The organism is Bradyrhizobium sp. Leo170 (assembly GCF_004296405.1).
GTDB lineage: Bacteria > Pseudomonadota > Alphaproteobacteria > Rhizobiales > Xanthobacteraceae > Bradyrhizobium.
This window is the reverse complement of the sequence record NZ_PSRR01000246.1, coordinates 1-13,384: the sequence shown is the minus strand read 5'-3', so window position 1 is coordinate 13,384 and position 13,384 is coordinate 1. Positions and strand designations below refer to the sequence as shown.

Below are 13,384 nucleotides of genomic sequence, written 5' to 3'. Positions count from 1 at the left end.
GGCGGCGTGCCAAGGCTGCGCGATCAAGAGCCAATGCACGCCGTCCAAGGAGCGCCGCATCACGCGCTGGGAGCATGAGCATGTGGTCGAGGAGGTCCAGAGACGGCTCGATTCCAATCCCGACGCCATGCGGACGCGGCGCGAGACGGTTGAGCATCCCTTCGGCACGATCAAAGCCCGTATGGGTGCGACGCACTTCCTGATGAAGCGCCTAAGGAATGTCGCCGCCGAGATGGCGCTGCATGTTCTCGCTTATAACCTCACACGGGTGATGAACATCGTCGGCAAACCGCGCCTGATTGCAGCCATCCGCGCCGCCTGAAGGCCGGAAAGTGCGTCCAAAAGCGCGATAACGCGTCCCTCTATCCACCTTGGCCGGCTATCGGACGTTGGAACGCGTGGCCTGCAACGATTGTCGACCACGGCCGCGTCCCGTTTGCACACAACCAAGATCCACAGCGGACACCGCCTCAGCAAGGACATCGACGCCTTCATCGACGATCCGCAATACATCGCTTTAATGTCGCCGCGCCTCGGAGGCGAAGAAGTCTGGGCATGCGAGGTCTACGACGAAGCAGCTCACTATCTCAAGCTCATCTATTCAGAGGGTGAAATCGACTTCATCGTCGCCGGGTCGGTGACCGAGCTTCCTGTCGAATCCAAAACCATCGAAGTCAGGCCGGGCACCTCGCACACGATAAAAGTAGAACATCCAGTCGAAATCGCGCTCAAGAAGCTGAACTACCGAGGGAGCATGCTCAAAATACGCGATGTCCTCGATATCGTCGTCGTCGATTCCCTTTTCCCTGATTTGCTGCGCGATAATCTCCACTACGTGGCTCACCTGAAGGCCGGAATCTCCGGCAGGCTATCCGGGATATTAGAAGAATTCCTGCGACAGCAGCTCGATGAACTCGCTATCGCCGATGAGTGGCGGCCGCTTGCGAGCACGTGTCTCCAACGCATGAAGGAAATCGCCCAAGTTATCCCGGACCCGAAATAGGAACCTCGAACACGCCGCGCTACCGGCACAAGGCGCCGATCTTCGTTATGTAATTGGAACGCATGTACCCATTCCGGATCGTTCGGCAGTCGGCATAAACACGCAGAGTAATCAAGGCTCCTCTGGCCTAGCCCGCACTCGTGGCCGCCTCCGCGGCGCACCCTACCAAATGCTTAACTGGAAGAACTCACCCTCGACCGTCAAGGAGAACGGACACACCGACTATAACGGTATGCGGCCGTTCAAAAGCGCGGTTTGAATTCACTGCTGGGGCCGAAATGGCGCACCGCACCGGGGCGATGATGAGAACTACGTTTACGCTATAGCCCTCCAAAATGACGCCTGAAAATCTATCTTAACCGACTGAAATAACGATATTATTCAAGATAATTGGTTGCAGAGCCTCCTGGGGACCGGTTTGGGGATCAGGTTCTGCAGATCTAATCCAGAAGGTTTTGCCGCGCCTACATCGCGCTAGGTGCGGCTATTCAAATCTCTCGACTGAATGGCTACCTTGACCGCGAACTCAATCAGCTTCGGCTTTTACGAAGCGGCGTGTGGCTCCGTCTTCACGACGCGGATCGAGTTGTACTGACTGGCAAGCACCTGATAGTCGACGATCAGCTTTCTCGCCAAAAGATAGGTCAGTGCCGGATTCATCCGCCTCGGTTCCCATCCATCGCGCTGAGCGACCTGCCCGGTATCAATCGGCATCGACGGATCATTGACGAGGTCAGCCGCGATCCGCAGTGCGTCCTCCTCGGGCGACCATTCCATGAAGTGTTTGTCGAACGTGGCCGCTTCCGGTCCGGCAACTGACGCACCACCGACCAAGAGCGCCAAGAACCCTGCATAGGTGATGATGAGCGCACCAACCTCAGAAATTGTTGGCCATCGTCTCAAAATCAGGATGGAAAATACCATCACGAAACTTGGATAGCTGTACGTTATGAGGCGACTGGTTCCTGCCGAAAGAAACTCCAGACTCCAAAAGTCCAAATAGCTTGACACGTAAAACCCGGAAAATCCCATCAGGACCAGGAGTGACTTTTCTCTTATTGTGAGAGCGGCAGGACTCGTTTGTTGCATCTGACGCCCGGAAACAAGCAGAAGCACTAAGGCGATCGGCCAACAATACGCCATTCGCATTGCCAGGATCGTGATCGGGTCTTGAAGCTCGACATAAGCCAGCTTCACGAGCACAGGCCGGACCGAAATGCACGCGATCGCAGCGAGGCCCAGACCTGTACCAACGAAATCCCGTCTCGTGACAAAGTCTAGCGTAAGCCAATTTTTCAGGGACGCGCTAATCATCATTCTCGACTGATACCGGAGACTGCACCGCCGAGCTTTAACATATACAATCGTGGATTGCACTTTCGGACGTCGTCGACCTTGCCCGAAATTTTTTCGCCCTACGCAGCAAAAAAACTTATGCGGACTGGGCGTGTCGGGTGTGCCTTTATTTGAACTGATAGCGCGCGCCGTCGAATCGCTCGCGACGCGCAGCAACGCTCTCCTGGCAAAAGAAGTCGCAACCTCCGCCAACACCTCGCCTGAATCTCTGGCTATTTGGGCGTCGCGCGCGGAATTCGGAGCGGGACACACCAGGTCTTCATCACCAGCGGGTACCGACAGTCTTTGAGCCTGCTCCTGAATGCACTGGTCCCTTCCGATAGCTCGATTTGAATCGAGGATCCCGGATATTTGCCGACATCTGCAATAGTTGAACAGCTTCGAATGCGGGCTGTCCCTGTTGCTGTGGACTCCGAAGGAATCAGCGTCGACGATGGTTATCAAAGTGCCTTTCACGCCCGGATGGCTGTCACAACTCCCACCAAGCAGAGCCCACTTGGTGTTTGCATGTCATTACGCAGGAGAACTGCACTGATCGATTGGGCAAGGGAGGCGGGTGCCTGGATCGTGGAAGACGACTATGACAACGAGTTTTGCTTTGAAGGCAAGCACCTGCCAACCTTGCACAATTTGGACGCCTATGGCCGCACGTTTTATCTTGGCACGTTCAGTAAGACACTCCACCCGAGTTTGAGGGTCGCCTATATCGTGTGCCCAGATGAGGCCGTCGCCCCCCTGAGGCGAGCCGCAAAGTCTCTGCTGGACGGGATTTCGCTATTGCAGCAGAAGGTCTTGACAGCCTTCATCGCTGAGGGTCATTTCGCCCTTCATCTGAAGAGATCGCGCAGTATCTGCGCAGCCCGGAGTAAAATGGTGATCGATGCGCTGACCGCTCAGCTCGGCCATCGAATCTCCGTCTGTCGAAAGAGCTGCGGTCTCCAGATCTTCGCCACGATCGATGGACCGTCTACAGACGTCGCAATTTGCGAGCTCGCCGGCCAGAAGGGCTTAAGCGTATCGAGCCTCTCATCGCGGTATGTCAGCGCTGAACCCAAGCAAGGCCTGCTTCTAGGTTATGCGAACTTCGCCACCGAGGTACAAGTATCGCGCTCCGTCGACTCGCTTCGCGAATGCCTGGACTATTTCGCTCAGGCTCGTGCCGAACCCTAACAGACGGCAAGACCCCCTTCACGCGATTGGTCTACATCCCATTGCTGCCGAGATCGGCGTGACAATGCTATCAATGAGGTGCTAACGAATTGGGGAGCTCGTTGGAAGGCAGTGTGCGGTCAGCTCCGGACCGAAACCTCACGCCGCTTGGCTCCTAGACGAGGGTTCCGGCGGGTGTCAAGGATTTCGCATCTTCACCAACGGAGATCGATGAGCCTCGCTCGGTCGTGTCCGGTCCGCCAAGATGAACTTGATTCGGAGAACATGTCGCGTCAGAATCCGTAAGATCGTTCGGCCCAGCGCAGCAGCACGCGCGCATCATCCCGATCGGGCAAGACCACGCGCTGGTCACGCAGGCCCTTGGCGATCGCTTGACCAACCTCTGGCTCAACCCGACTACCATGGGTCATCAAGAAGAACCAACCAAATGGGACGCCGACCTCACGGTCGATGGCTTCAACGCGATCCATCAGAATATGAACCGAGGCGTCGCCAGCGATGAGCCTCTCTTCCGGCAGATGCAGCGGGCGCGGCACGAAACCGACCTCGCGCGTGCCTTTGTCGTCGTAGTCGTAAATGTCGAGCGCCCAGTGCGCGTAGACCCGCTCGGCCGAAGCGCTTGATTGTTCCCAATCCTGGAAGAAGCGATTCTCCCGTGGCACGTACTCGAACCAGTCCGGCACCAGTTCCAGGAACGGCGTCTCGGTCGTGCCCTGCCGCGTCACTTCCCGCACTACACGGCGCTCCATCTCCGGCCGCTGCGCCTCGCGCTTCTCGCGCTCGAGGCGGGCACGCCGCGTCAGGAAGCTCCGGACATGGACGACGCTGCTGCCCGCGCGCCCAAGCATCCGATAGAGCGGACCGGCGATTACCTTGTCGTCGGACATATCTTGGTGTGTGATCCATGATGGATCGAGTAATTCGCCCTTGCCCCAAGGGCGGTACGTCGGATTGACGATCGGCCCGGCGCGCCATTCGACTTCCCGGCCGAGACGGATTTGCACATAGTCCGCCGCGCCCGGTCCAGTCGGCGCGAAGGCGTACACGCTGTTGCCGTGCCATTCCGAAATCTGAAGGTCGCTCTCGCGCAATCGAGTCCAAAGGGCGCCAATGTCGCCGTTGTCCTTGGCAAGCTCGGCCTCCATCCACGGCCGGTATTCTGCAATCCGTGTCCCGTCGGCAGCGATCACCGAGCGCGTGTCCCGCCAATACTGGTCGTCGGTGTCCGTCGTCGAAAACGGAAATCCCGGAAATGCCTCTGTGAGCGCCGCCGCCAGCGCCGCTTCGTCAGCTCCGGTCGGAAGACGTGCGAGGACCGCCTCGATCGAGGCGGGATCGGGCAGTCGCACTGGGTCGTTCTCTGGAACTTCACTCATGCCTTGATCCTATCATTGTGCCCCGCCGAGTGCTGTGCGTTTTTCTCGGCACAACCTCCTTCTATGCATTGGGAGGTCCGCCTGGTGCAGTGTTCAGGTGCAGCTCGAGGGCCTCGATGCTCGCCATGACGTCCGCAAAGGTGGGCGGCGTGCCGAAAATCATCGCCGACATCCGTTCATAGTCGGCGGCGAGCTTGGCCCGCATGTCTGCAGTCGGGACGAGGCGATAGCTGCCCGGCACGGCGCGATCGTAGCGGTGATCCGGCGCCCGAAACATAAGCTCCTTGTGCTGCCGGCAGGCTTCCGCAAGATCGCGCATTGACGCCGTGGCCACGCCATAGTCCGGGTGGCTCCAGATTTGGTGTACGTCGTAATAGTGGCGCGAGTAGCGATTGAGATTGGGCACCGGACGGTCGGGCTTTCCTTCCGCGCTTCGCTTCTCGATCATTTCGGTCATTGCGTGCAGGATCAGCACCTTCTCCCAGAAGGTCCGCTCGGGCTTGACCGTTGTCACGCTGCTCACCGTGAGGTCCATTCCCTCTCGCATTTCCGAAGCGATGTAGGGCACGATCTCGCGAGGCTCGGCCGGCTCAGGATCAGGACGCGCACCCCCTTCGATGCGGACCGCCGCCTGCACATACGCGTCGCCCCTGTCGAAAACGCTCTTGTAGCCGACCACTAAAATGTCGAGCGCTTCCTTGTTGCGATACGTGTCGAAGCCGAAGCCGAGTGAGAAGTGTCCCACCTGGTCGGCCGCTTCCTCGACGGCTGCGATCTCCTTCGTTAGCTCGTCCTTGAGCGGACCCGAGATGTATAGTCGCGCGGCCTCGTCGACTTTATCGGCGAGCGCGCGCTGCTGCTGATTCACGGACGAGAGGGCGGCGATCTCGGCTTCCAGCGGGACGTGCAAATCGGCCTTATAGATGCCGATGTCGATATCCTCGGAGAAGCGATGGATCAGTCCATACGCCTTGCTGAGGCTTGTACCGCCCTTGAAATAAAGACCGATGGGATCATCACCCCGCCGATTGAACAGGAAGTCGAGCACCCAGCAAACATAGAGATCCTTCTCGATGTTATGCGCCTCTGTCTCCAGATAAGCGGCAACCGTCGAGAAGATTGTGCGACGATCGTCGACGCTCGAGCGCAGGATTTCAATGAACGTTTTCTGCATGGCCGTCTTTTGCGCCCTCAGGATTCGGGTCGCCGTCGCTGTGACTCTCCGCGAAGAGCTTACGTGCAATCGTTTCGATCAGCGGGTACATCCACGCCGGGACCGCTTGGACGTTGTCGCGTAGATCTTGTACGAGTTTTTCCCGGTTCGGATCGCGCGACAGATGCCGGACGATTCCGTTCACCGCCGCATCGAGGCTCGTTCGCTCATCCCGATACCATGTCAGTGCCTGGACCACGCGCATGGCGGGACGGCCCGCCCAGAATGCGGTCTTGGCCGAAATGCGCTTGAAGTCGAGCTTGTAGATGACCGGCTTGGTCGCCTGCGGATCACCGGCGCTCGCCTCGATCTCGATCGTCCGCGGATAGGTATCGGCATAGATCGTCGACTGCGCCGGAACGGCCGTCGTCAAGCCGAGGTCGTTCGCGGCCGTCATGCCGTCGACCAGCACGCGGAGCTTGTCGCGCCGTGCAATGGCATCAATGAAAGATGCACGTGGCGGAAACACCATCTTTCCGGTTAGCTTGCCGGTTCCCGGCTTGTCATAGAGACCGCGATACGGCCGGCGGATGTCGCCCCGCAGGGTCAGCCGCTGCAGCGCCTTCTCGACAGCGTTCGGCGTTCCGATGTCGAGAAAATCGGCGCGCGACCACACACCAGCCGGCGCCGCCTGGGCGATCCGGTCATGGATGCGATCGAGAGTGTCGGACGTGGGGTCGGGCATCGGCCACCAAGAGCTGTCCGAACATTATATATAAAATATGGTCAGTAGCAAGCCGGAACAGCTACTGACCAGAATATATATTTAAACGTTGGTCAGACCTCATTTTTCTCCCCGGTTGCGAAAGGACCGAATTGACGTCAAATCTATCTGATTGGCCATGCCCGCATGTCGAAGGCAGACGAGCGATCGAATGCGGCACAGGCTCGCGCGCTCAACGCCGCAGGGTGCAAGCGGCTATTCGAAGAGGCTCCCAGTGGGGCCGATGGGGGACACCGGCCAAACTTCAGGAAATGATCGGCCAGCTCCGCGACGGCGATGTCGTCGTGGCCTGGAAGCTCGACCCGCTGTCACGCAGCTTAAAGGGAGAAGATCGAAGCGGCGGGTGCGGGATTGCGATCGACACCAACACGCCGGCTGGCCGCATGTTGACGCAGACAAGCACTGGCATGACTTGGCTCGAATGACCGCAACGATAGAACACGGTCATTGAGGGTGAGAAGCGGCGCAGTGTTGACAGGCATCGCGCGGCATCAAATAATGCCAGCATGTTTACGGATACGCATATTGTTGCTCGGGTCGCTGGCATCCCAACGGGCGGGATGCAGGGAAGCCGATCACGTTAGCATAAACGTATCGCATACCCGCAGCTTTGCCTTGTCTCAGACGGACGGGGCTTTTTTATGCGTGTGCCTCGTCCATCGGCACTACGATGGAGTGAACAATGGCACAGAACATCTACGACAACCCCGAATTCTTCGCCGGCTACAGCCAGCTTCCGCGGCAGGTCCATGGTCTCGCCGGAGCACCAGAATGGCCCGCTATCCGCGCCATGCTGCCCGATCTGAAGGACAAGCGCATCATTGACATGGGTTGTGGCTTCGGCTGGTTTGCCCGCTGGACACGAGAGTATGGTGCCCAGTCGGTGGTCGGACTGGACATATCCGAAAAGATGATCGTGCGGGCAAAGGCGGACACCCCCGACTCTGCGATCAAGTACAGAGTTGCGGATCTGGAGGTGCTTGAACTGCCCCTGGCTTCATTCGACTTCGCCTATAGCGCTTTGACCTTCCACTATATCGAGGATTTCGACCGGCTGGTGCGCATGGTGCATCGGTCTCTCACGCCGGGCTCGCACTTCGTGTTCACGATCGAGCATCCGATCTACATGGCCGCCATGCATCCGTGCTGGTGGAACGACGAGGACGGACGCAAGACATGGCCGGTGAACCGCTATGCCATGGAAGGTGAACGCCGTACCAACTGGTTCACCGACGGCGTTCTCAAATATCATCGGACGATCGGGACGACGCTGAACACATTGATCGCGGCCGGATTTACGATCCGCCATATGGTGGAATTCGCTCCGACGGCAGAGCAGATCAACGATAATCCGGGACTGGCGGAGGAGTTGGAGCGGCCCATGATGCTGCTGATGTCCGCACAACGATGATCCGGCGTGCAATCGCGGGACGAACTGCGGTGAAACGGTGTCTGCCAAGGACCACGTCTGTTCGGCCGGCATGGCAAGACCTGCATTGGCCTGTTCTACGGTCTCACCGTCGCGGCTTGATCGATTGGAGGCTGGCAGGTGGGAATGTCGATGCCTTACGCCATCGGCCCATCGCGACTTTCGCGGGCTTGTGGAGGAATGTCTCCTATCCGGGCGCAAGCGAAGTATTCTGGGCGGCCCCTCCCTGTCGGTCGGTCACGCTCTACCCGCAAGCATTCGCTTGCGACCGGAGCCGCGAAGCGTCTCCGCCCTTCGGGTGACGATCGTTGCCGCTTACGGCTTCTGTCTGGTCCGCGCTTCTGTCCGAAAGTCGGCCCGAAGAGCACACGCAACACGATGACTGATCCAGGCGTTCGTCGAGGACGAGACTCGGCACCGAACGGATGTCCGCGGCGAGGACTGATTGAACGGCAGTGCCAATATCACTTGCCGCCGCGAATGCATTTCTCGCTTTGACGTCATCCGTGACGCGGGACCAACAGCCGAGGGCGACGCCATGAATCAGCAGCCGGGAAAAGATCGCGCAGGAGGGCGCCAATCACTGCGCAGGCCGCGACCCCGCTCTCTATGGATGGCTTTCCTGGTCCTCCGCCCGGCCTTCCACGATCAACCCTCAAGGGGTCGGCTATGGGAGCATGCCGCCGCTGCGCCTTCGGCTTCGCGGTGATCGCGGCCGGTTGAGGACACTGAGGGACGCCATCGAGCGGGGATCGGCCTCGCTTACGATGGAGCCCTCAAATGTCGCACGATCTTTCCCTGGCCCAGTCCAACGCCTTCGAGCTCGCCCGCACCCTGATGGTCCCGATCACGCTCTTCAAGGTCGATGGCGCATACGGCGTGATGCCGAGCGACGAACTCGACGATGCCGATGTCACTGTTGTGCACGAATACGATCCACACGAGGTCAGCCCGGCTCATTGAGCCGGGTTTTACCCTTGTGTGCCGCTGGCGAGCGGGCGGCCGCAAGGGAGGCTGCGCCGCTGCCGGCCGACGCGATGATGCCGGGTGGCCCGCATAATTCATCAATTGCCAGCCGCGCCCTTGCCCCCTTCGCTCTTCGCGGCAGGGGCGAGTGGTCCCGCAAGCTGCGGGAGATAAGAAATTCAAGCGGGAAAGGTCCGGCGCGGCAGTGCGCCGGGAAGTGGAGATGGAAAAAAAGGATATCGAAGAGCTGAAAAATCGCGTGCCCTGCGCCGCCGTGCTCGAGAAGGCCGGCTTTATGATCGATCTGAAGGAAAGCACACGCAAAGCAGTCAAATATCGCCGCGGCGGCCACATCATCATCGTGATCCATCTGGGGAGGGGCTGGTTCGACGCGTTATCCGACGCCAGAGGCGACGTCTTCTCGCTGGTGGAGCATCTCGATGGCATCGCGTTTCCCGAGGCGCTGCAGCGAGTGTCCGACCTGGTCGGCTTTGTGCCGGCGGAGCCCGTCTGGACGCGAGAATCCCGCGCGCACGATGCGGCTGCTGCTGCTGCTGATCGCTGGCGCGCGCGGAGCAAGCCTTGGCCAGGTTCTATGACCTGGCGCTATCTGCGCGACGAGCGTGCAATCCCGGAAGCCGTCATCCGCGCTGCGGTCCGGCATGACCGGTTGCGTGAAGGCCCTCACGGCAGCATGTGGGCGGCGCATCTCGACATTGACGGCGTGGTCACAGGCTGGGAGGAGCGCGGTCCGCAATGGCGCGGCTTCGCCAGCGGCGGCGGCAAGGTGCTGTTTCGTTTAGGACCGGCGAACGCGGCCCGGCTCTGCATCACCGAGGCCGCGATCGACGCCATGAGCTTGGCGGCGATCGAAGACCAGCGGCCTGATACTCTTTATCTGAGCACCGGCGGCGGCTGGGCGCCGGCCACGGTCGCCGCCATTCGAGCGCTGAGCGCGCAGCCGGGCGCACGGCTCGTCGCGGCGACCGATAACAATCGGCAGGGAGAGGTTTATGCCAATCGGCTCGTGGCCATCGCGCAGGAGGTGGGCTGCGACTATGAGCGGCTGCGGCCCGCGCCGGAGGACTGGAATGAACAGCTGCATCCGAGCAGCAAGAGGAAGAAGCAGGGGGACGAGAAAGAAAACCCGGCTGCCGCATGCTAGGGTGAGCGCTTCGCGCTGTTAAAGAACCAGGCCCGGCGTTGGGCGGTGCGGAGGAGACGAATGACCTTCAGTAAACATCAGTTCAGGGTCGAGCTGCGGCGGTTGATCGAAAAGCACATCAGCTCGTCGAGCACGTTCGAAGACTACGTCCTGATCACTGGAGAGCTGGAAGAGGCGAAGGATAGGCTCGACCTCGAGTCCGAGAAGTTCCCGGACGAGGAGGTCGACGCCTGCGAATTGTAGCGAGCATTTCGCGCTGATCTTCAGCCACTCCCCCGCCGCCGTGGGCTCAGCGCTGGTGGCCGAGCCCGATGCCGAGCTGATGCGCCTTGGCCCGAAGCGCCGGCACCGTGCGCTTCATTTGCTTCGAGATCTTGGCGATAGGCGTCCTGGCCTTCGAGTGTGCCTTGAGCGCCTTCAGATCATCCTTGGTGTATTCCCGCCGGATGACTGGCCTCTTCTTTTTGGAGTTTGGCATAGAATCCCTGATGAGAATGGGCGAAAGAGCGGCCCCGGTCGAAGTGTCTGAGCTTTGGCCGAGGCCGCCACCCGCCGACATATCATGCGGGCTGGTAATGACCAGCCTACGTCTCACGTTCCGCAAACGTGGCCTGCAAATTGCTGCATTGACAATCACGGATTCGCCTCGGGCGCTTCGCGCCGAGTGTGAGCTGATAGGGGAGCTGAACGTCGTCTTGAACTGAGAACTTTTCAGGCAAGAACTTCGACGCCTGATCGACCGGCATTTCGGCCCATCGAGCCAGAAGCTACGTCGAGATAATCCAGGAGAGCACGGAAGGCGGCTGAGCGCCGGCGGCGGTCGCCGCCATTCGAGCGCTGAGCGCGCGGCCGGTCGCACGGTGGTCGCCGACCGACAACAATCGGCAGGGGAGGTCTATGCCGAGCGGCTCGCGGCCGTCGCGCAGGAAGTCAGCTGCGACTACGAGCGGCTACGGCCTGCCGCAGAGGATTGGAACGAACAGCTACATCCCGGCAGCAAGATGAAGATCGAGAGGAGGGAAAGGAAAGCCCGGCTGCCGCATGCCCGCCGGCCGCGTCAAGGGTGAAGCTTCGCCCGCGTGCCGCGGCCCTTGACCCGGCCGGTCGGTGAGGTGGCCGCGGAGGAGGGGTCAGGAAGGGCTGAAGACGATGGCGGAATCGGAATGATGAGCCGCGCTTCAGCCCGACGAGGCTGAAAGGAGCCCGCTCATGACCCTCTCTCCGATCCGCAAGGTTTATCAGGAGATCGCCGACCGCCGGCAGATGTTCCGCATGTTCGATCGCCACGCGCAGCGGCCGAACCGCTCCGAGAATGACGACAGCGTTCTCTATCGCGGCGAGTGGTTCGAGATCGGTCAGGCCGACCACGACCATATGTTCGAGATCCTGCCGCCGCTCTGGATGCGCGCCGACATGTTCGCGATGCGCGAATTCATGACTGGCGGTCACAAGCGTCTTCTTCTCGCTTTTGGTCGACGGCCGCAAGCGGTTCTTCCATGGCTATTGCGATCTCTCGGATCGCGGCTCGCCGGAGCGCATGAAGCAGGCGATCATCGAGCGTGAATCGCGACCCGTGAAAGCGATGACGCGGGAAGAGCGGCTCGAGCACATCTGGTCGAGCACGCATGATGATTATCGCGGCTATGCCGGAGAACGCTGGGCCGAGCATCTGCGCGGCGAGCGCACGGTGCTGGTCTACGGCGGCCAGCGCGGCACGGTGCTGAAGCTGCTCGACCAGCTGACTGGCGCAGAGATCGCCGTGAAACTGCCGGTGCATCTGCGCTACCTGCCTGACGCGATCGCGGCGTGAGGGAGGTGGTAATGTTCACATTCCCCATCCCCGCCGTCCGCACGGTCATCGAGCGCGGAAAATCCGACGCCGCCGCCAATGGCGGGTTCCGCAATCCCTATTACGGCCAAAAGCCTGGGGAGGGCGAGAAGCCCGGTCTTTGGTGTCGGTGACAACGGCGTCTACATCATGTCGAACGGCAAGCTCAGCGATGGCGCTCGCCCGCTTGTGGTCTATTCCGAGGAATGCCATCCGGTCGGCAATCCGGACTGGTTCGACTACAAGCGCCGCCATTTCGGCGGCGATGACGGCATCGAGTTCATCGAAGCCGAGCGGCTCATCCCTCTCGTCAATCGTGATTTTCGCTACACGCATCTGCGGGTGCAGCTGAGCGAGACCGACGTCTCGCTGTCGCTCATCGTGCGCGAGCGCCTCCCATCCCCAATCCACCGTGACCATCCGCACCCGCCGAGCGAGCTCGGCGGGACGACGGCACCTGCGCCCTCATCACAAGGAGATTTCCAATGGCGCAAGACGATCCCTTCACCCTCGACCTGTTCGGCAATACAGCGCTGTCGTCCGGCCTCGGCCTCGGCGTCACCGCTTTCGCCGGCGTCGGTACCGCCGAGCCGGACGATGACGACGATCCCGATCCATCGACACCAGCCCCCGCGACGCAGGTCGCGGCGGCCCCGGTTTCTGCGTCATCCGCTCGCCGCACGCGCGGCGCGAACTTCCATCTCCCCGGCGACCGCGCCCTGGCGAAGGGCTGGAAGGATCGCGCCCGCGATAACATCACCGCGATCCGGCTTGCCGCCGCCATCGAGGCCGATGAGCGGGCGGCTACGCCTGAGGAACAGGAGCAGCTGATCCGCTTCACCGGATTCGGCGCGTCCGAACTTGCGAACTTCGTGTTCCGGCGGCCGGGCGAGGCCGAGTTTCGCAAGGGGTGGGAGGCGATCGGAATAGACCTTGAGGATGCCGTCGGCGATCTCGACCACGCCTCGCTCGCGCGCTGTACCCAGTACGCGCATTTCACGCCGGAGTTCATCGTCCGCGCCATCTGGGCGGGCCTGCAGCGTCTGGGCTGGCGCGGCGGTCGCGTGCTTGAGCCCGGTATCGGCACAGGGCTGTTTCCGGCGCTGATGCAGGAGGGAGTCCGCGAGGCCTCGCATGTCACCGGGATCGAGCTC

General features: G+C 60.7%; 13 protein-coding genes and 3 pseudogenes. 11 read left to right on the top strand and 5 right to left on the bottom strand.

The features are described from left to right. Nucleotides 1–322: transposase (locus CWO89_RS30900; RefSeq protein WP_165421404.1), on the top strand; the 322-nt coding region annotated here is incomplete at its 5' end. Between the two features lie 90 nt (nucleotides 323–412). Further along, the gene (locus tag CWO89_RS30895; protein WP_130228674.1) at nucleotides 413–1,003 is read left to right on the top strand and encodes a nucleotidyl transferase AbiEii/AbiGii toxin family protein; all 591 of its coding nucleotides are present in this window, start codon (nucleotides 413–415) and stop codon (nucleotides 1,001–1,003) included. A 543-nt stretch (nucleotides 1,004–1,546) separates the two neighbouring features. On the opposite strand, the gene CWO89_RS30890 is transcribed toward CWO89_RS30895, so the two are convergent. Next, entirely contained in the window at nucleotides 1,547–2,317 is a 771-nt protein-coding gene (locus CWO89_RS30890; protein ID WP_283813302.1) for a DMT family transporter, read from the bottom strand. Nucleotides 2,318–2,710: 393 nt separating this feature from the next. Here CWO89_RS30890 and CWO89_RS30885 point away from each other — a divergent pair, with 393 nt between their 5' ends. Beyond that, nucleotides 2,711–3,529: an aminotransferase-like domain-containing protein gene (locus CWO89_RS30885; RefSeq protein ID WP_130228676.1), complete on the top strand. Its 819-nt coding sequence runs from the start codon at nucleotides 2,711–2,713 to the stop codon at nucleotides 3,527–3,529. A 272-nt stretch (nucleotides 3,530–3,801) separates the two neighbouring features. Here CWO89_RS30885 and CWO89_RS30880 read toward each other — a convergent pair whose 3' ends face one another. The 3 genes from CWO89_RS30880 to CWO89_RS30870 all read right to left on the bottom strand — a co-directional run bounded on the left by CWO89_RS30880 (nucleotide 3,802) and on the right by CWO89_RS30870 (nucleotide 6,803). Continuing rightward, nucleotides 3,802–4,905 (bottom strand): hypothetical protein, encoded by a 1,104-nt coding sequence (locus CWO89_RS30880; RefSeq protein WP_130228677.1) that lies wholly within the window; start codon nucleotides 4,903–4,905, stop codon nucleotides 3,802–3,804. Nucleotides 4,906–4,966: 61 nt separating this feature from the next. After that, on the bottom strand, nucleotides 4,967–6,079 hold the full coding sequence (locus CWO89_RS30875; protein ID WP_130228678.1) for a nucleotidyl transferase AbiEii/AbiGii toxin family protein: 1,113 nt from the start codon (nucleotides 6,077–6,079) through the stop codon (nucleotides 4,967–4,969). Then, nucleotides 6,060–6,803: a DUF6088 family protein gene (locus tag CWO89_RS30870; protein ID WP_130228679.1), complete on the bottom strand. Its 744-nt coding sequence runs from the start codon at nucleotides 6,801–6,803 to the stop codon at nucleotides 6,060–6,062. Before CWO89_RS30870 ends, CWO89_RS30875 begins: the two co-directional genes overlap by 20 nt. A gap of 290 nt (nucleotides 6,804–7,093) precedes the next feature. On the opposite strand from CWO89_RS30870, the gene CWO89_RS48225 reads away from it, so the two are divergent. The 5 genes from CWO89_RS48225 (at nucleotide 7,094) to CWO89_RS30845 (ending at nucleotide 10,645) form a co-directional block, all read left to right on the top strand. Next, complete coding sequence (locus CWO89_RS48225; RefSeq protein ID WP_245474955.1) at nucleotides 7,094–7,267, top strand: recombinase family protein; 174 nt, start codon at nucleotides 7,094–7,096, stop codon at nucleotides 7,265–7,267. A 257-nt stretch (nucleotides 7,268–7,524) separates the two neighbouring features. Beyond that, nucleotides 7,525–8,253 (top strand): class I SAM-dependent methyltransferase, encoded by a 729-nt coding sequence (locus CWO89_RS30860; RefSeq protein ID WP_130228680.1) that lies wholly within the window; start codon nucleotides 7,525–7,527, stop codon nucleotides 8,251–8,253. A 798-nt stretch (nucleotides 8,254–9,051) separates the two neighbouring features. Next, nucleotides 9,052–9,234 carry a hypothetical protein gene (locus CWO89_RS30855; protein ID WP_130228681.1) on the top strand — a complete coding sequence of 61 codons (183 nt, stop codon included), beginning with the start codon at nucleotides 9,052–9,054 and terminating at the stop codon, nucleotides 9,232–9,234. Between the two features lie 226 nt (nucleotides 9,235–9,460). Further along, a complete protein-coding gene (locus CWO89_RS30850) occupies nucleotides 9,461–10,402 on the top strand; it encodes a DUF3991 and toprim domain-containing protein (protein ID WP_130228687.1) in 942 nt (313 codons plus the stop codon). Nucleotides 10,403–10,462: 60 nt separating this feature from the next. Beyond that, nucleotides 10,463–10,645, top strand: a complete 183-nt coding sequence (locus tag CWO89_RS30845; protein ID WP_130228682.1) for a hypothetical protein — start codon at nucleotides 10,463–10,465, stop codon at nucleotides 10,643–10,645. 46 nt (nucleotides 10,646–10,691) lie between these two features. Here the strand turns inward: CWO89_RS30845 and CWO89_RS30840 are convergent, their stop codons facing one another. Further along, the gene (locus CWO89_RS30840) at nucleotides 10,692–10,880 is read right to left on the bottom strand and encodes a hypothetical protein (protein WP_130228683.1); all 189 of its coding nucleotides are present in this window, start codon (nucleotides 10,878–10,880) and stop codon (nucleotides 10,692–10,694) included. 731 nt (nucleotides 10,881–11,611) lie between these two features. On the opposite strand from CWO89_RS30840, the pseudogene CWO89_RS49235 reads away from it, so the two are divergent. The 3 pseudogenes from CWO89_RS49235 to CWO89_RS30825 all read left to right on the top strand — a co-directional run. Then, a pseudogene (locus CWO89_RS49235) lies at nucleotides 11,612–12,212 on the top strand (DUF1419 domain-containing protein). An 11-nt stretch (nucleotides 12,213–12,223) separates the two neighbouring features. Continuing rightward, a pseudogene (locus CWO89_RS30830) lies at nucleotides 12,224–12,617 on the top strand (DUF3085 domain-containing protein); the annotation flags it as partial. Between the two features lie 98 nt (nucleotides 12,618–12,715). After that, a pseudogene (locus CWO89_RS30825) lies at nucleotides 12,716–13,384 on the top strand (class I SAM-dependent methyltransferase); the annotation flags it as partial.